Origin of the sequence: Nonomuraea sp. NPDC049784 (assembly GCF_040659615.1) — a bacterium.
Lineage (GTDB): Bacteria > Actinomycetota > Actinomycetes > Streptosporangiales > Streptosporangiaceae > Nonomuraea.
The window spans coordinates 1-16,497 of record NZ_JBFAMX010000205.1; the positions used below are offsets into that span (position 1 = coordinate 1).

Annotated in this window: 20 protein-coding genes, 1 tRNA gene and 1 pseudogene; 5 read left to right on the forward strand and 17 right to left on the reverse strand. The window is 68.5% G+C overall.

Annotation, left to right across the window (positions count from 1 at the left end):
- Window positions 1-205: 205 nt before the first annotated feature.
- From AB0J09_RS32610 to AB0J09_RS32630, 5 genes and pseudogenes are all read right to left on the reverse strand, one after another.
- Window positions 206-278, reverse strand: a tRNA-Thr gene (locus AB0J09_RS32610).
- Window positions 279-298: 20 nt separating this feature from the next.
- A complete protein-coding gene (gene rlmB / locus AB0J09_RS32615) occupies window positions 299-1,261 on the reverse strand; it encodes a 23S rRNA (guanosine(2251)-2'-O)-methyltransferase RlmB (protein ID WP_360699296.1) in 963 nt (320 codons plus the stop codon).
- Window positions 1,262-1,292: 31 nt separating this feature from the next.
- Window positions 1,293-1,430: a hypothetical protein gene (locus tag AB0J09_RS32620; RefSeq protein ID WP_360699300.1), complete on the reverse strand. Its 138-nt coding sequence runs from the start codon at window positions 1,428-1,430 to the stop codon at window positions 1,293-1,295.
- A 104-nt stretch (window positions 1,431-1,534) separates the two neighbouring features.
- Window positions 1,535-1,702: pseudogene (locus AB0J09_RS32625) on the reverse strand (hypothetical protein); the annotation flags it as partial.
- A 70-nt stretch (window positions 1,703-1,772) separates the two neighbouring features.
- The gene (locus tag AB0J09_RS32630; RefSeq protein ID WP_360699266.1) at window positions 1,773-2,381 is read right to left on the reverse strand and encodes a helix-turn-helix domain-containing protein; all 609 of its coding nucleotides are present in this window, start codon (window positions 2,379-2,381) and stop codon (window positions 1,773-1,775) included.
- Window positions 2,382-2,499: 118 nt separating this feature from the next.
- Between AB0J09_RS32630 and AB0J09_RS32635 the strand changes: the two genes are divergently transcribed.
- Window positions 2,500-3,372: a bile acid:sodium symporter gene (locus tag AB0J09_RS32635; protein ID WP_360699268.1), complete on the forward strand. Its 873-nt coding sequence runs from the start codon at window positions 2,500-2,502 to the stop codon at window positions 3,370-3,372.
- Window positions 3,373-3,440: 68 nt separating this feature from the next.
- Window positions 3,441-5,684: an arylsulfatase gene (locus AB0J09_RS32640; RefSeq protein WP_360699270.1), complete on the forward strand. Its 2,244-nt coding sequence runs from the start codon at window positions 3,441-3,443 to the stop codon at window positions 5,682-5,684.
- Window positions 5,685-5,804: 120 nt separating this feature from the next.
- Here AB0J09_RS32640 and cysS read toward each other — a convergent pair whose 3' ends face one another.
- Window positions 5,805-7,196 carry a cysteine--tRNA ligase gene (gene cysS, locus AB0J09_RS32645; RefSeq protein WP_360699272.1) on the reverse strand — a complete coding sequence of 464 codons (1,392 nt, stop codon included), beginning with the start codon at window positions 7,194-7,196 and terminating at the stop codon, window positions 5,805-5,807.
- 64 nt (window positions 7,197-7,260) lie between these two features.
- The gene (locus AB0J09_RS32650; RefSeq protein ID WP_360699274.1) at window positions 7,261-7,647 is read right to left on the reverse strand and encodes a PPOX class F420-dependent oxidoreductase; all 387 of its coding nucleotides are present in this window, start codon (window positions 7,645-7,647) and stop codon (window positions 7,261-7,263) included.
- A 53-nt stretch (window positions 7,648-7,700) separates the two neighbouring features.
- Here AB0J09_RS32650 and AB0J09_RS32655 point away from each other — a divergent pair, with 53 nt between their 5' ends.
- The gene (locus AB0J09_RS32655; protein WP_360699276.1) at window positions 7,701-8,618 is read left to right on the forward strand and encodes a DUF2637 domain-containing protein; all 918 of its coding nucleotides are present in this window, start codon (window positions 7,701-7,703) and stop codon (window positions 8,616-8,618) included.
- 49 nt (window positions 8,619-8,667) lie between these two features.
- Here the strand turns inward: AB0J09_RS32655 and AB0J09_RS32660 are convergent, their stop codons facing one another.
- The 4 genes from AB0J09_RS32660 to AB0J09_RS32675 all read right to left on the reverse strand — a co-directional run bounded on the left by AB0J09_RS32660 (window position 8,668) and on the right by AB0J09_RS32675 (window position 10,471).
- On the reverse strand, window positions 8,668-8,937 hold the full coding sequence (locus AB0J09_RS32660; RefSeq protein WP_360699278.1) for a GlsB/YeaQ/YmgE family stress response membrane protein: 270 nt from the start codon (window positions 8,935-8,937) through the stop codon (window positions 8,668-8,670).
- Between the two features lie 96 nt (window positions 8,938-9,033).
- Window positions 9,034-9,321 carry a GlsB/YeaQ/YmgE family stress response membrane protein gene (locus AB0J09_RS32665; RefSeq protein WP_360699280.1) on the reverse strand — a complete coding sequence of 96 codons (288 nt, stop codon included), beginning with the start codon at window positions 9,319-9,321 and terminating at the stop codon, window positions 9,034-9,036.
- A gap of 179 nt (window positions 9,322-9,500) precedes the next feature.
- Window positions 9,501-9,971: a 2-C-methyl-D-erythritol 2,4-cyclodiphosphate synthase gene (gene ispF, locus AB0J09_RS32670; protein WP_360699282.1), complete on the reverse strand. Its 471-nt coding sequence runs from the start codon at window positions 9,969-9,971 to the stop codon at window positions 9,501-9,503.
- 17 nt (window positions 9,972-9,988) lie between these two features.
- Window positions 9,989-10,471 (reverse strand): CarD family transcriptional regulator, encoded by a 483-nt coding sequence (locus tag AB0J09_RS32675; protein ID WP_043624891.1) that lies wholly within the window; start codon window positions 10,469-10,471, stop codon window positions 9,989-9,991.
- 275 nt (window positions 10,472-10,746) lie between these two features.
- Between AB0J09_RS32675 and AB0J09_RS32680 the strand changes: the two genes are divergently transcribed.
- A complete protein-coding gene (locus AB0J09_RS32680; protein WP_360699284.1) occupies window positions 10,747-11,328 on the forward strand; it encodes a copper chaperone PCu(A)C in 582 nt (193 codons plus the stop codon).
- Window positions 11,329-11,380: 52 nt separating this feature from the next.
- On the opposite strand, the gene AB0J09_RS32685 is transcribed toward AB0J09_RS32680, so the two are convergent.
- Window positions 11,381-12,073 (reverse strand): response regulator transcription factor, encoded by a 693-nt coding sequence (locus tag AB0J09_RS32685; protein WP_360699285.1) that lies wholly within the window; start codon window positions 12,071-12,073, stop codon window positions 11,381-11,383.
- The gene (locus AB0J09_RS32690; protein WP_360699287.1) at window positions 12,070-13,251 is read right to left on the reverse strand and encodes an ATP-binding protein; all 1,182 of its coding nucleotides are present in this window, start codon (window positions 13,249-13,251) and stop codon (window positions 12,070-12,072) included. Before AB0J09_RS32690 ends, AB0J09_RS32685 begins: the two co-directional genes overlap by 4 nt.
- 123 nt (window positions 13,252-13,374) lie before the next feature.
- Between AB0J09_RS32690 and phoU the strand changes: the two genes are divergently transcribed.
- Window positions 13,375-14,019, forward strand: coding sequence for a phosphate signaling complex protein PhoU (gene phoU / locus AB0J09_RS32695; RefSeq protein WP_360699289.1), 645 nt, complete (start codon window positions 13,375-13,377; stop codon window positions 14,017-14,019).
- A gap of 663 nt (window positions 14,020-14,682) precedes the next feature.
- Here phoU and AB0J09_RS32700 read toward each other — a convergent pair.
- The 4 genes from AB0J09_RS32700 to AB0J09_RS32715 form a co-directional block, all read right to left on the reverse strand.
- Entirely contained in the window at window positions 14,683-14,928 is a 246-nt protein-coding gene (locus tag AB0J09_RS32700; RefSeq protein ID WP_360699298.1) for a helix-turn-helix transcriptional regulator, read from the reverse strand.
- An 88-nt stretch (window positions 14,929-15,016) separates the two neighbouring features.
- Entirely contained in the window at window positions 15,017-15,355 is a 339-nt protein-coding gene (locus tag AB0J09_RS32705) for a transcriptional regulator (RefSeq protein WP_360699291.1), read from the reverse strand.
- Window positions 15,331-15,579: a hypothetical protein gene (locus AB0J09_RS32710; RefSeq protein ID WP_360699292.1), complete on the reverse strand. Its 249-nt coding sequence runs from the start codon at window positions 15,577-15,579 to the stop codon at window positions 15,331-15,333. Before AB0J09_RS32710 ends, AB0J09_RS32705 begins: the two co-directional genes overlap by 25 nt.
- Before the next feature lie 11 nt (window positions 15,580-15,590).
- Window positions 15,591-15,785, reverse strand: a complete 195-nt coding sequence (locus AB0J09_RS32715; RefSeq protein WP_360699294.1) for an NUDIX domain-containing protein — start codon at window positions 15,783-15,785, stop codon at window positions 15,591-15,593.
- Between the last annotated feature and the right edge of the window lie 712 nt (window positions 15,786-16,497).

Here is a 16,497-nt window from a genome sequence, read left to right on the forward strand (position 1 = left end):
GTCAAGGTCACTGTCTGAAAGATCCTGTTCTCGCCCTGCTTGAGTCACAGAAGACTACTTCGTCCCCAGGTCTCACGAGAGTCTGACAGAGAGGGAAGCAGAGCCGCCGTCAGTCGATGACAGCCGGACACAGTCAGACATCCGCAACTGATCCAGATCGTACGAAAGCCCAGGTCATCGCGTAATGACCTGGGCTTTCGCGCAGAGCCGACGAGGGGAATCGAACCCCTGACCTTCTGTTTACAAGACAGATGCTCTGCCGATTGAGCTACGTCGGCACGGCCTATCAGTGTAGACGCTAGAGACGCCTGTGACGAGCGACTTCGTACAGCGCCACCCCAGCCGCCACCCCCGCGTTGAGGGACTCGGCGGCCCCTCGCATCGGAATGCGGGTCACCACGTCGCAATGCTCCCGGACCAGGCGCGAAAGCCCCTTGCCCTCGGATCCCACGACCACCACCAGCGGCTCGGACAGCAGCTCCACGTCCTGGAGGTCCGTCTCGCCGGCGCCGTCGAGGCCGATCACGAACAGGCCCGCCTCGCGGTACTCGCGCAGCGCCGCCGTCAAATTGGCCGCGCGCGCCACGCGCATGGTGGCGAGGGTGCCTGCGGAGGTCTTCCAGGCCCCGCCTGTGACGCCGGCTGAGCGGCGGGAGGGGATGAGGAGGCCGTGGGCGCCGAAGGCGGTGGCGGAGCGGGCGATGGCGCCGAGGTTGCGCGGGTCGGTGACCGAGTCGAGGGCGACGATCAAGGGGGTCTCGGCGGCGTCCTCCGCCAGCTGCACCAAGTCGGATGGGTGCGCGTAGTCGTAGGCGGGGATCTGGAGCGCGATGCCCTGGTGGACGCCGCCCTCCGTCAGGCGGTCGAGCTTGTCGCGGGTGATCTCGAGCAGGGCGATCCCACGCTCCGCGGCGATCCTGATGGAGTCGCGCACGCGGTCGTCGTTGTCGATGCGCTGGGCGACGTAGAGCGCGTTGGACGGCACGCCCGCCTGCAGGGCCTCGAGCACGGGGTTGCGGCCGCCGATGTATTCGGGCGCGTCCTCGGAGCGCCGCTGCCGCGCCGGTGCGGTACGCCGTGCGCCACCGCGTTCCTCGCGGGCGACGCGCTCGGAGCGGGCCTTGTCCTTGTACCAATGGCGCATTTCGGCAGGCGGGGTCGCGCCCCTGCCCTCGAGCGCCCGGCGGCCCTGCCCTCCGGCGCCCTTGGACGGGCCCTTCTTCTTCGCGGGCCTGCCCGATGCCCTACCCCCTGCTGCCATGCCAACAAGAGTACTCGGGCCTCCGGGCATCTCATCCCACGCCGGGAATGCGGCGTTCCTCCGACTCTGGAATGCGGAAGAAACCGTACAGTCTGCCCAGCGCCGCGGCGCGAGGCTCCTTGACCGCCTGCGCGAACGTCGTACGCCCGGCGGCCATATCCTCCAGCACCTCCTCGTTGGTCTTGATGACGACGTCAGGACGCTGGCACCGGGCTCGGCGCCGGCCTCCGTGAGCGCGTACGCAGACGCGGGCAGCGCGACCTTCCGCACCAGTCCCTCGCGTTCGAGGTGTTTCAGGCGCGCGGCGAGCAGGCCGTTGCCCAGGCCGCGGAGGCTGTTCTGGAAGTCGGAGATCCGCTTGGGACCTGCAGTGGCGCTCGGGGCGGCAGTAGACGCCCGTTCCCGGGATCCGGTCGGCCGCTCCGTTGAGGGGTGTCGCAACGGTGAACGTACGCAGCGGCACCGAGGTCGCGGTCCGTGATGCCGAAGCGGGCCGGTGCGGGGGCGGGGATCACCGGGAAGGAGGCGGGGCGGGGGCGGTGAGGATGGCGAGGGCGGTCACACGGAGGTCGGCCAGGGCCGCGGCGGCCCGAGGTTCGTCGAAGCCGGGTTCGGTGAGGCGTTGCTCGACGTCGGCGAGAACCATGACGATGTGAAGGTTGAGGACTCGGAGGCGTTCTTCCGTCAGCGTGGGGAGGTGCTCGAAGAGGAGGCCGGCGAGTTCGTTGACAGCGGGGTGGTGGTCACTGGAGTAGGGCCAGGACCGGTAGCTGCCTGACAGGACATAGCGGCTGGTGAAGCGCACGTACCAGCTGGCGCCCCGATTGGCCAGGATGTGTTCGGCCAGAGGGGCCACGTAGGCCTCGACCAGGGCGGGAAGGTCCCCCTCCAGGCCGTGCGCGCGGAGCTCCGCGACGAGCTCGCGGCGCCGCAGGTTGAGCGGCGTCATGCGGTACTCGTACAGGGCGTCGACGAGACCGGCCTTGTCGCCGAAGTGGTACTGCACGGCCGAATGGTTGCGCTGGCCGGCCGCGACGGCGATCTCCCGGAGGGACACCCCGAAGCCGCGTTCGGCGAAGAGCCGTTCGGCCGCGATGAGGATCTTCTCGTTTGCCCGCATTCTTGCCTTTTCCTACCAAGTCACCATAGTATCGCCGCAAATTAAGACAACTTGTCTTAATCAGGTTCCATCGTAGTGAGGAGAGCACCGTGATCACGGTCTCCGAAGGGAGCGGCGCGTGAACGGGGCCATGCTGTCCGTCGTCGCGGTCCTCATGCTCGGGCTGGGCCTCGGCCTGACGGTCGAGGACTTCCGGCGCGTGCGCCATTACCGGCTGACGATAGCCGCCGCGCTCGCCTGCCAACTGCTCGTCCTGCCACTTCTGTGCTTCGCGATCGTCAGCGTGCTCGGTCTGCCGCCTCTCCCCGCCGTCGGCATGATGCTCGTCGCCGCCTCGCCCGGCGGCCCGCTCGCCGGGGTGTATTCACACCTGTTCGGCGGCGACGTGGCCTTCAACCTGACGCTCACCGCCGTCAACTCCGTACTGTCGGTCGTCACGCTGACGGCGATCACCAACCTGTCGCTGGCGCACTTCCTGCCCGCGCAGGAAGGCATCGGGCTCCACGGCGGGGAGATCGTGCAGGTCTTCGCCGCCGTCCTCGTGCCGATCGCGATCGGCATGGCCGTCAAGGCGAAGTGGGACCGGTTCGCCAAACAGGCGGAACGCGTCTTCCGGGTCATCTCCGGGCTCAGCCTGGCCGCGCTCATCGCGAGCGGGTTCGCCTCCAACCTCTCCCCGCTCATCGACAACCTCACCACGGTCTTCCCGGCCGTCGTCGCGTTCGCCCTCGCCAGCCTCACCACCGGCTACTGGGCGGGGCGGCTCACCCGCGCCGGGCGCGGCCCGTCGATCGCCGCAGGCATGGAGATCGGCTTCCACAACGCCGCGCTGGCCCTCACCATCGCGCTGAGCCTGACCGATGACCTCGCCCTGGCCGTCCCCGCAAGCATTTACGGCCTCACCATCATGATCGTCGCGGCGGGGTTCGGCTTCCTGCTCAACCGCGTCCTCGCCCCGCGGACCGACGCCACCCCGTCCACCGCCGGCTGATTCATCGCCATCTCCAAGCCTCCCGTCCGCTGCCAGCCGATCCCTCCCGACCTCGCAGGAGCACCACCATGACCTCCGAACCGATCTTCCGCAGCGCCGACCGTCCGCCGGACAGCGCCCCGAACATCGTCGCCATCGTCCTGGACGACACCGGCTTCGCCCAGCTCGGCTGCTTCGGCTCCGACATCGCCACCCCGCACATGGACCGGCTGGCCGCCGGAGGACTGCGCTACAACCGGTTCCACGTGACGGCCCTGTGCTCGCCGTCCAGGGCCTCGTTCCTCACCGGACGCAACCACCACGCAGTCGGCATGGGCTTCCTCGCCGACATCCCGCTGGACCACCATGGGTACACCGCCCGCCTCCCCCGCTCTGCCGCGACCCTGCCCCGGATCCTGCGCGACAACGGCTACTCCACCCTCGCCGTGGGCAAATGGCACCTCACGCCGCGCTTCGAACGCTCGGCGGGCGGCCCGTTCAGCCACTGGCCTCTGGGCGCCGGCTTCGAGTGCTACTACGGCTTCCTCCAGGGCGACGCCAACCACTACGCCCCCAACCTCGTGGAGGACAACCACTACGTCGACCCGCCTGCCACCCCCGAGGAGGGCTACCACCTCACTGAGGACCTGACCGACCGCGCCATCCGCTACCTGGACGACCAGCGCTACGCCACCCCGGGCAAACCCTTCTTTCTCTACTTCGGTCTCGGCGCCGTGCACTCCCCGCACCATGTGACGCCCGAATGGGTCGAGCCCTACCGCGGCCGGTTCGACCGGGGATGGGACGCCTGGCGGGAGGAGATCTTCCAGCGCCAGCTCGAAGCGGGCGTCGTCCCACCCGGCACCACCCTCACCCCGCGTCCGGCCTGGGTGCCCGCCTGGGGCGGCCTCAGCGACGACGAACGCCGCATGTACGCCCGCCAGCAGGAGGTCTTCGCGGGCTTCCTGACCCACACCGACGCCCAGATCGGCCGCCTGCTCGACCACCTGGAGGAGACGGGACAGCTCGACAACACGATCGTCGTGCTGTTCTCCGACAACGGGGCCAGCGCCGAGGGCGGCGTGGACGGCAGCGTCAACGAGCACCGCTTCTCCTCGGGCCTCCCCGAGTCCCTGCAGGCCAACCTCGCCCACTACGACGACTGGGGCGGCCCCCGCACCTACAACCACTACTCGTGGGGCTGGGCGTGGGCGGGCAACACCCCGTTCCGCCTGTGGAAGCGCTACACCTGGCTCGGCGGCACCCGTACGCCGCTCATCGTCCACTGGCCGGCCGGGATCCGCGAGCGTGGCGCGGTCCGCCGCCCGGTCGTGCACGTCAACGACCTGTTCCCGACCCTCTTGGACGTGATCGGCATCGAGGCGCCGGACGTCGTCGACGGGATCGAGCAGCAGGAGATCGACGGGGCCAGCTTCCACGCCACCTTCGACGACCCCGAGGCGCCCGCGCCGCGCGACACCCAGTACTTCGAGATGCTGGGCTCCCGCTCCCTCATCCACGGACGGTGGAAGGCGACCACCGACCACGTCTCCACGGGCGTCCTCGACGAGGAGAAGCTCCTCACCGGGAGCCGGGCCTTCGAAGACGACCACTGGGCGCTGTTCGACCTCTCCGCGGACTTCTCCGAGGCCACCGACGTGGCCGCCGAGCATCCAGAGGTCGTCGCCGAGCTCCGGCGGCTGTGGGACCGGGAGGCCGAACGCAACCACGTCCTGCCGCTCTTCGACAATCTCGTGGACCGCATCGGCGCCCTCATCGGCCCGGTCTGGCCCGTGGGTGACGACCGTACGTACCGCCCCGGCGCCTCCCCCATCTGCGACGAGTCCCTCCCCGTGCTCTTCGGCGGCTTCCGCTTCACCGCCGAGGTGGAGGCCGCCGACGCCCCTGACGGCGTCCTGTTCGCCTTGGGAGACTGGCACGGCGGCTTCGCCCTGTACGTCACCGGAGGCCACCTGGCCTTCGCCTTCTCCCGCGCCGGTGAACTCCTGGAGGTCACCGCGGACCGCCCCGTTCCGCCCGGCAGCCAGGCCCTGGGCGTCGCCCACACTGCGGGGCCGGACGGCTTCGCCTTCCACCTCCTCCACGGCGACGCCGTGGTGGGCACCCTGGCCTTCGACGGTCTCCTCCCCGTCGCCCTCCAGCACGGCGGCGCCGGCCTCCGCCTGGGACACGACACCGGCCTGCCCGTGTCCGACCGCTACCGCACCCCGGCCCGCTGGAACGGCCGCCTTCTCTCCGTCCGCGTCCAGACCCCCGGCCCCGCCCAGCCCGACCCTCTCGCTGACCTCCGAGCCGCCCTCCACGCCGACTGACCACACAGGGGGAAGGCCTCTCTCGAAGGCCCTCCCCCCGTCAGCAGCCGGGCCGCTTCCGATGTCAACGGACAGCGTTGAACGAGATCTCGTGGAAGTCGGCGAACGCCACGGGCCGTGTCAGCGGGTGAGCTCCCAGCGGGCGCCGTGAGGCGTGTCCTCCACCGTGATCCCCGCCGCCGCCAGCTGGTTTCTGATCGCGTCGGCCGCGGCGTAGTCCTTGCGCTCCCTGGCCGCCTTCCGCTGCTCCAGCGCCACCGCCACCAGCGCGTCCACCACCGGCGAGAGGTCCGACCCGGCCCCACGCCACTGCGGAGAGCGCGGGTCGAGGCCGAGCACGTCCAGCATGTTCTGGGTCTCGGCGAGCAGCCGGGCCACGGCCTCCTTGTCGCCCCGCGACAGCGCCACGTTGCCCTCGCGCACCACCTCGTGCACGACCGCGAGAGCCTGCGGCGTGCCCAGGTCGTCGTTGAGGGCGTCCACGAACGCCTGCGGCAGCGGCGCGTCCGCGTCGACGTCGTGGATGACCTCGGCGGCACGCGTCACGAAGCCCTCGATGCGCTGGTAGGCCGCCGCGGCCTCCATCAGGGCCTCTTCCGAGTATTCGATCGGGGAGCGGTAGTGCGGCACCGCCAGGTAGTAGCGCAGCTCCACCGGCCGGACCTTCTGCACCATCTCGGGGATCAGCAGCGAGTTTCCGAGCGACTTGCTCATCTTCTCCGCGCCGATCTTGACCAGGCCGTTGTGCATCCAGTAGCGGGCGAAGCCGTCGCCCGCCGCCTGCGACTGGGCGATCTCGTTCTCGTGGTGCGGGAAGATCAGGTCGATCCCGCCGCCGTGGATGTCGAAGGTCGGGCTGAGGTACTTCGTCGCCATGGCCGAGCACTCCAGGTGCCAGCCGGGGCGGCCGGGCCCCCAGGGGGTGGGCCAGGTCGGCTCGCCCGGCTTCTCCCCCTTCCACAGGGCGAAGTCACGGGGGTCGCGCTTGCAGGACTCGTCGTCGGTGTCGGCCGCGGCCCGCATGTTCTCCAGCTTCTGGTTGGAGAGCGCGCCGTAGCGGTCGGCGTACGACTGGACGTCGAAGTAGACGTCACCGCCCGACGCGTACGCGTGGCCGCGCGCGATCAGCCGCTCCATCAGCGTGATCATCTCGGGCACGTGACCCGTGGCTCGCGGCTCGACGGTCGGCGGGAGGCAACCCAGCGTGTCGTACGCCCAGGTGAAGGCCCGCTGGTTGCGCTCGGCCACGACGAACCAGGGCACGCCTTCCTCTGCCGCCACCCTGATGATCTTGTCGTCGATGTCCGTGACATTGCGGCAGAACGTCACGTCATAGCCTGAACGCGCCAGCCAGCGCCGGAGAACGTCGAAGTTCACACCTGAGCGGATATGCCCGATGTGCGGCGGAGCCTGCACGGTCGCCCCACACAGGTAAATCGACGCCCGGCCGGCTTCGACCGGAACGAATTCACGGATGGTGCGCGAACTGGTGTCGTGGATGTGCAGGCTCACGAAGGCAAGGCTAACGCCTCCGCGCCTTGGTCACGCCGATAAATCCCGCCGTCACACCGATAAATCAGCCCCGCAACGTGACCCTGTCCGGCGAGATCCGTACGATGAGCCGCTCTGTGTCCGGTTTGTCCTCCCAAGGCATCCCTCGATACTTCTGCGAGAGCTCCTGAATGAGCGCGCCTTCAGGGTCGGGCGTCATGGTCACACGCCCGCGCACCTCCACATACCTGTACGGATTGTCCGGGTCGATGACCAGCAGACTGGCCCGCGCGTCCCGCTCGAAATTCCGCGGCTTCCTGCGCCCCTTCACGGTCGAGAACAGCACGTCGTCGCCGTCCGTACGCACCCACACGACGGTCGACTGCGGCCCGCCGTCGGGGTTGATACTGGTCACCGTCGCATAATTCGGCGCGTCCAGAAGTTTGCGAACATCTTCCGACAGCTCGGCCATGTATCTCCCTTGATCGGTCCTGGTCCCCATTCTTCTGTAGGCTCGAAACCGCCATGGACGTGACTCCCCCCTCTATGCTCCGCCGCCTGGGCATCGCCCTGGCCGGGCTCGCGGTCGCCGCCCTGACCGGGGCCGCGTGCGCACTCTCATTCGACGACCTGCGCGCGCTGGCCATCACCGGCGAGGCCAGGCAGGACCTCGCCTTCCTCTATCCGGCGGCCTTCGACGCCCTCCTGGTGATCGCGCTGATCGACGTGCTCCTGCTGCGCTCGGCCCGGCTGGTGGTGCGCGTGCAGGCGGCGTTCGTGCTGGTCGTGCTCATCGTGGCGGCCGCGGCGGCGAACGTGGCGACGGCGCTGCGGTTCGAGTTCGACGTACGGCAGGCGGCCGTCGGGGTGGCACTTGCGCCCTGGGTCATGCTGGCCGTGGCGCTGTGGCTCTGGCTGCTGCTGATCAAGCACGTGCAGTCTCATCGGGCGGAGGCGGAGGACACCGCGGTGGAGCGGGACATCGTTCCCTTCCACCCGGACCGCCCGGCCGAGACGCCGCCGCCTCCACAGCTCCAGGAAGTTCAGGAGGTCCAGGAGGTCCAGGAAGATCCTGAGGCGCCGGTGTCCGCGCAGGTGACCGAATGGCCCGTGCAGCACGAAGAAGAGCCGCAGCCACGCCCCGTGCAGCGCGAGGAGGAGCCGCAGCCACGCCGCCCCATGCGCTGGGGCGATCGGGTCAAGCCGGCCGACGTCCTGGTCCACCCGCGCACCGACGACAAAGATGCCGACACCCAGCCGCACCCCGTCGTAACGGACGACCTGCCCGACCCCGGGCACGGCCCCGAGCTGGCCGACGCGGAAGAGCGGGACGACGAGTCAGAGGACACCGCCCCCCACCCTGTGGTCCACGACGACGGCACCCCGGCCCCCTCGGGGCGCCTGCGTAGCACTCCACGGCCCCCAGAAGACCCAGAAGACTGAGAAAAGCCCGCCCGGGACCCATGATCCCGGGCGGGCGCATCTATCCCGCCTAGACCCTGGAGCCGCGCTTGAGCCCGGCGACCAGGCCGACGCCGACGACCGCCAGCACCACCTGCATCACCAGCTCGATCCAGTCGATCCCAGGCGTCGTCTCCACACCGAGCACCTGCGCGAGCGCGGTGCCCAGCAGGGCGGCCACGATGCCGACGACGATGGTGAGGATCCACCCGATGGCCTGCCTGCCGGGAAGCAGCAGGCGACCGATTGCGCCAATCACGGCGCCAATCACGATGGCGCCAAGGATGGACTCGATTGTCATGATCGAAACCTCCCCGTGAGGGTGAACGGTTCACTCCCACGGGGATGTCGCTACCCGATTTACCGCGTTTATGCCCAGGCTTTACGAACGTGCAGGTCAGGTGGGCGTTCCACCGGTGCGTCCCGTCCGCCCCGGGCGCATGCGCGTCACAAGGAGCACACCGATGACCGCCAGCACGAGCTGAAGTATGTGCTCGATCCAGTCGATCCCTCTCGTGTCGGCCACGCCGGCCGCCTGCGCGATGAGCGTGCCGATCAGGGCGGCCACGATGCCGACGATGAGCGTCAGGCCGATGGACATGTTCTGCCTGCCAGGCACGATCAGCCGGGCCAGGGCACCGACGATCGCGCCGATGACTATTGCAGAAACGATCGCGCCGATCATGTGTGACTCCCCCCGAGACGTTCACATGTCTTGGGAGGACATCTACCCTCTGAACAGGCAAGAAACCAGGGGAGGCGGCGGTCCGTACCGCGCCAGTGACGAACCGCCGCCTCCTGATTCAGCGGGCTAGGCGACCCGCCGGGACACCCTCACGCATCCGTACGTAAGACGCCCGGCGTTCAGAGAAGGTTGACTACCAGAGCCGTCGCGAAGGCCGCGACGCCCTCTCCTCGCCCGGTCAGCCCGAGCCCATCAGTGGTGGTGGCCGACACACTCACAGGCGCGCCGACGGCGGTGCTGAGCACCTTTTCGGCCTCTGTACGGCGCGGCGCCAGCCTGGGCCGGTTGCCGATCACCTGGATGGCCACATTGCCGATCTCGTAGCCCGCGGCCCGGACCTGGCGCGCGGTCTCCTCCAGCAGCGCGACGCCCGAGGCGCCCGCCCAGCGTGGATCGGCGGTCCCGAACAGCTGCCCGACGTCGCCCAGACCGGCGGCCGACAACAGCGCATCACACGCCGCGTGCGCGGCCGCGTCGCCGTCAGAGTGGCCCTCGAGCCCGGTTTCGCCCGGCCAGTGCAGGCCGGCGAGGTTGAGTTCGCGCCCCGAGGCTCCCGAAGCGAACGGGTGGACGTCGACTCCGACGCCCACCCGGGGAAGATTCGTATTCAGGAGTTGAGAACCTCGTCGAGCAGGGCCTCAGCCTTGTCCTCGTTGGTCTTCTCCGCCAGGGCCAACTCGCTGACCAGGATCTGGCGCGCCTTGGCAAGCATGCGCTTCTCACCGGCGGACAGCCCGCGCTCGCGGTCTCTCCGCCAAAGGTCCCGAACCACCTCGGCGACCTTGTTCACATCGCCGGAGGCGAGCTTCTCCAGATTGGCCTTGTAACGGCGAGACCAGTTGGTGGGCTCTTCCGTGTGCGGCATGCGCAGGACATCGAAAACCCGTTCAAGGCCTTCCTGGCCGACAACATCGCGCACACCGACGAGTTCTGCGTTTTCGGCTGGCACCTGGACGGTAAGGTCGCCCTTGTCGACCTTGAGCACCAGGTAGGTCTTTTCCTCACCCTTGATGGATCGCTTCGTGATTGCTTCGATCCGAGCAGCCCCATGGTGGGGGTAGACGACAGTGTCGCCGACCTGGAAAGTCATGTGACAAGTACCCCTTCCGCTGTACTCCAGGGTACCACGCATCCACAGCCTCCCGGAACAGTGAAATCATCATAACTGCAGGTCAAGGCCTCATATTGGGGCTTGACAAGCGCTCAACTCTATGAATCGCATTTGCGGACATAGCTAATGACCTGCAGGGGTGTGGATATGACCATGGATTGGGGTGGATATGGTGGGCGCTGCACATCACGCATGCGCGCCACCTCCGCCTAGCGCATGCGCGAGCCCTCCGCAAGACCAAGGAGAACCCGCCCGTGACCAGCCGTCGCTGGATTGTCGTAGCCGCCGCGTTCTTGGCAGCCCCCGTGCTCGCGGGCTGCGGGGCTGGATTCGACGCCAACACCAACAAGCCGTACGCGCCCAATGAGGCAGGGGTACTGATCGAGAACGGTGCTTACGGCACGCGCGGCATTCAGATCCCTCAGGCGTTCATCCTCGGCCCCGACTCCGGTGCGCAGCTCGCCTGGCGTGGCTCGGCCCCGATCTACCTGAACATCCTCAACACCGCCGGCGCCCCCGACACCCTCGAGGCGGTCAACGCGGGCGGCATGGGTACGGTCAAGGTCACCGCTCCGATCCAGCTCCCGAGCAACCAGCTGGTGAACACCGGCAAGCCCGCCCCTCAGATCATGCTCGAGGCGATCCCCAAGAGCCTCAGGGGCGGCGAGAGCGTCAAGCTGGACCTCCAGTTCGCCAACGCCGGGATCGTGTCCCTGAACGTCCCTGTGGTTACGCGCAGCCGCGAGTTCAAGGACTACCCCCCGGCCCCGAACGCCACTCCGGCCGCCACGCCCACCCCGGCGCCGTCCGCCAGCGCTTCCGAGGAAGCCCACTGACACGCAAAAACCCTTGTTCCGGTACGCGATCCGTACCGGAACAAGGGTTTTCTCATTCTTCGGTGGCGTCGAACTTGTAGCCCAGGCCGCGCACGGTGAGGATGCAGCGCGGGTTGGACGGGTCGGCCTCGATCTTGGCCCGCAGGCGCTTGACGTGGACGTCGAGGGTCTTGGTGTCGCCCACGTAGTCGGCGCCCCAGACGCGGTCGATGAGCTGGCCGCGGGTCAGAACACGCCCCGCGTTGCGCAACAGCACCTCCAAGAGCTCGAACTCCTTCAGCGGCAGCTGCACATGCTCCCCGCGCACCGCGACGACGTGCCGGTCGACGTCCATGCGCACCGGGCCGACCGCCAGCACCGCGGTCTCCAGCTCCTCCATCACGTCGCCCTGGCGGCGCAGCACCGCGCGGATGCGGGCCACCAGCTCGCGCGAGGAGAACGGTTTGGTGACGTAGTCGTCGGCGCCCAGCTCGAGGCCCACGACCTTGTCGATCTCACTGTCCTTGGCCGTCAGCATGATGACCGGGACCTTGGAGCGCTGCCTGAGGGAGCGGCACACCTCCGTGCCGGGCAGACCCGGCAGCATCAGGTCGAGCAGCACCAGATCGGCGCCATTGCGGTCGAACGTGTCGAGCGCCTCGGGCCCGGTCGCCGCGACCGACACCTCGAAGCCCTCTTTACGGAGCATGTAGGACAGGGCGTCGGAGAACGACTCCTCATCCTCCACGACAAGAACTCGGGTCATTTGGCTGTCTCCAGGGGAATCGAGGGTGGTACTGCCACCGCCGTGCCGCCGAAGGCGGGCAGGCGGAGGGTGAAGGTGGAGCCGGACCCTTCCTTGCTCCAGACGGACACCTCGCCGGCGTGCGCGGCGGCGACGTGCTTGACGATGGCCAGGCCGAGGCCCGTGCCCCCGGTCGCGCGCGAGCGGGCCGCGTCGACGCGGAAGAAGCGCTCGAAGATGCGCTCGAGCGCCTCCTCGGGGATGCCGATGCCCTGGTCGCTGACGCTGATCTCCACCGAGTCGCCCGCGGGCCGCACACTGACCACGACCCTCGTGTGCTCGGGGCTGTACGCGACGGCGTTGTCGATCAGGTTGCGCAGGGCGGTGACGAGCAGCTCGTCGTCGCCCCAGATGCGCAGGTTCTCGGTGCCTCCGGAGACGAGCGCGATGTCCTTGGCGACGGCCTTGGTGTTGCAGTGGTCGATGGCGTCGTGGATGGCCTCGTCGATCGAGACCTGCCCGGGGGTGGGGATGGGCTCGGCGCCCTGGATCCTGCTGAGGGTGATCAGGTCCTGGATGAGGTAGTTGAGGCGGGCGGCCTCGTGCTGCATGCGCCCGGCGAAGCGGCCGACCGCCTCAGGGTCGTCGGCGGCGTCCTGGATGGTCTCGGCCAGCAGGCTCATCGCGCCCACCGGGGTCTTCAGCTCGTGGCTCACGTTCGCGACGAAGTCACGGCGTACGGCCTCGACCCTGCGCCGCTCGGTCTGGTCCTCGGCGAGCACCAGCACCAGGCCGTGGGAGCCGAGCGGGGCGACGCGTACCGCGAAGTTGGTGGTCTCCTGACCGAACTTGTGGCCGGCGACGTCGATCTCGCTCTCGCGGATCTCGCCGTCCCGGCGTACCTGCCTGGCCAGCGCCAGCAGTTCGGCTGCCATCAGCCGGTCGCCCTTGACCAACCCGAACGCCCGTGCGGCCGAGCTCGCGCGCAGCACCTTGTCGTGCGCGTCGAGCACCACAGCGGACGAGGGCAGCACGGCCAGCACGGACGCCACGCCCTGCGGCAGCGCCGCGCCGGTCTCGACCGGGTCGGGTCCAGTGGTACGGCGGGGAGCCTCAATCTGATTTCGATAGAACAGGACCGCCAGCGCGCCCACGACGAACCCGGCCAGGGCCGCGAAGCTCATGGCCATCTCACTCATATCTCCGATGGTAGGTGGCCTTTTTCCAGGTGCGGACCCCCCGATCAGGGGATGAACGCCCTTTCCTGGAAAGTTCATCTGGCGGTAGGGGTTCGTTCATCGACGGGCACGTACGGTGACGGCATGCGCGACGCGTACCATGAAGAACTCGATTCACTGACCGACAAGCTGGTCGAGATGACCAGCCTCGTCCGCTCGGCCATTTCGCGGGCCACGACGGCCCTGCTCGACTCGGACCTGCAGCTCGCCGAGAGCGTCATTTCCCGGGACGAGGAAGTGAACGCGGTGTTCGCCGACATCGAGAGCTCGATCTTCGAGCTGATGGCCAGGCAGCAGCCGGTCGCGGTGGACCTGCGGATGGTCATCACGGCGCTGCGCATGGGCACCGACCTGGAGCGCATGGGCGACCTCGCCGTCCACGTCGCCAAGATCGCCCGGCTCCGCCACCCGGACTCGGCGATCCCCGCCGAGGTGCGCTCGACGATCCTGGAGATGGGGCAGATCGCCGAGAACCTCGTCACCAAGGCCGGGAGCTGCGTCGCTTCGCGGGACGTGGAGTCGGCGCTGGAGCTTGAGCAGGACGACGACGCGATGGACCGGCTGCACCGGAGGCTGTTCAGGAACATCCTGTCCAAGGACTGGGAGCACGGGGTGGAGCCGGCGATCGACATCACGTTGATCGGGCGGTACTACGAGCGGTACGCGGATCACGCGGTGCGGGTGGCGGCGGACGTCGTTTACCTGGTCACGGGGTCCCGTCCCAGCTAGAAGAGCAAGGCCTTCCACATTCGGCGCTTCGCGCCCGGGGTTCCAGACAGCGCTTCCCAGGGGGCTTTCCGCCCCCTTCGACCCCCGAGAGACGTCGTCTTCGCAGGCGAGACGGGGCTCAGGCTGTGTCGTGTGGGGCACGCCCCCACACCCCAGCGCGAGGGGACTACCGTCCCCTCGCGCTCCCCGGACCTCGGCCATCGCGCGACCAGTCATGGCAGGCCGTGTCACAGTCGAGAGACGGCATCCAAGACCCAGCCGCACGTGATCTGACAGGCCGGAGGCTAACCCGCTGTTCACCGCCCTGGGGATCGACGACCAGACCGAGGAAATCTGGACATCCTGGTGCGCAAGAACACCACAGCCCGCGCTGCCATGCTCGACGCCTTGAAGGGGCTCGATGTGGAAGCCCACCTGCGGGCGGCAGGACTCCACGCGCAAGACGTCCAAGCCATCCGTGAGCGCTTTCTCGGCGCCGGGCGCATGAGAGTGGCAGCGCTGCAGGCACAGCTCGCCGGATCGGCGGCCGGTGACCTCCCGCGGGTGATCGCGCAAGCAGCCATCGCAACTGCTTGCCCGCGGGCGTGTCGGGTATCTCGGGCGCCGCGGCGGCGGTCGTGGCCCGTACTGGCGCGGTCCGGACCACGCAGACCGCCGTCATCGTCACCGCCACGGCGGCCGCCGCCAGAAAATGGACAGGCCTCGACCGCCGATCGGCTGGCGCGCGGTCGCGTGCTTGGCGACGACGCGGCGTGCGGTGGGCAGGGCGTCGCCCGTCAGCCGGTAGAGGCGCCGGCGTGGCCCTTTCCGCGCAGGGTCTGACTCCCAGGCAGAGATGACCCATCCGCTGCGCTCCAGCCGGTCGAGTATGAGGTAGAAGGTCCCCGGGGCCCGACCTGTCGCCTTGATGCTGTACGGCCCTCAGCGTGCGTCTAATACGGCCATCAGGGCCTCGATCGCGTCCACGGTAACGAGGGTGATCCGCAGCCCCTGTGTCTCAAGCGCGATGGGTTCCCTTCGTGATCTGCTGAAGTATGGATGTGTAGTTCTGGAAGGCGCTGCGCCCTTCGTCGGTCAGCGCCAGCCAGGTTCGGGGGCGTTTGCCGACGAAGCCTTTCGTCGCCTGCACGTAGCCCGCCTTCTCCAGCGTGTTGATGTGTTTGGACAGCAGCGAGTCGCTGACCTCGATCGTGTCCCTCAAAAAGCCGAACTCGACCGTTTCCGCCGCTGCGAGCATGGCCATGATGGACAGCCGTACCGGAGCGTGAATGATCTCGTCGAGCGCATGCCGTGGATGGCTCGGGTGCGGGTCTACCGGGAGGCGAGCTCGGGCCAACCGTGCAGACCGATACCCACACTGTCGAGGTAGAGGTTTATCCCGGCGGCCGTGTAGGGGACGGTGTTGTCCGGTAGTTGCTTGGCTGGGACCCAGCGCAGCTCGGCGCATTTCGCAGGCTCGGCGTTCAACACGTCGCCCTGCCAGGAGTCGGTGGCGAAGAACACGCCCATGCGCGGCTTGCCCTCTGGCGACAGGTGGTGGACAACGGTGGCGGGCCGCAAGGAGGCCGGTTTCAGGAGACACCGACCTCCTCTTGAGCCTCGCGGATCGCGCAATCCACCACCGTCTCACCCTCTTCGAGGCGGCCGGAGGGCAGGCAGTACCAGCCGTCGCGGTATCCAGTGCCGTCCCGCAGGCACAGCAGGATGTCGCTGCCGCGTTCGAGGATCACGTGGACATCGACGACCACCTGGTACCGCTGCGTCATGGCTAATCACCTCTGTGAGCTACTCCGCTTGGTTGCGTGACAGTAGTAGCGCACTGGCATGGCAGGTGATGGCCTGCCACGAGGGAACGGGGCCACGGAGGGAGCTCATGGACACACAAGATCTCTAAGCAGTGCTCCATCTCGCACGCACCCGGCGCTCGCGCGCGGCGGTCATAGCCACCGCCGGGACCACGAGAATTCAGTTGCTGCTCGGCGGCCAGCTTCCCCAAGAGCGACCTGATCCGCTCTCTTCGCTGTACTGCTTCGCCTTGGTCACGCAGTCAGGGCAGACAGGCTCGTCAACGGACCTGGCCACGGCCTCCGGCTTGGCTGGACGAAGAGAGCCCAGGACCGTGATCCCCGGCGGCATATGGGTCTCGGGATCGATCAAGAGAGTCGTGACTTCTTCAGGGTCGAAGCTGAATGTGCGCTTGCACGCATAGCACCGGCCGGTCGTCTCGCGATGTCCGCTCATGCCTCCCCATCCCTCCCTGCCAGCACGGTACCGGTCGCCATCAAGGGTCGGGAGGGCGGACTCGGCCTCGTCCACGCAGTAACCCGGCACGGGGCGGATGCTCCCGCAGATCAAGGCATCATGCCTGCGGCGGTAGGGACTGACCCATCATCGAGGACAGAGGAGCGGGGGGGGGGGGGGGTGGGCGGGGCGGGGGGGGGGGGGGGGGGGCCCCCCCCCCCCCCCCCCCGCCCCCCC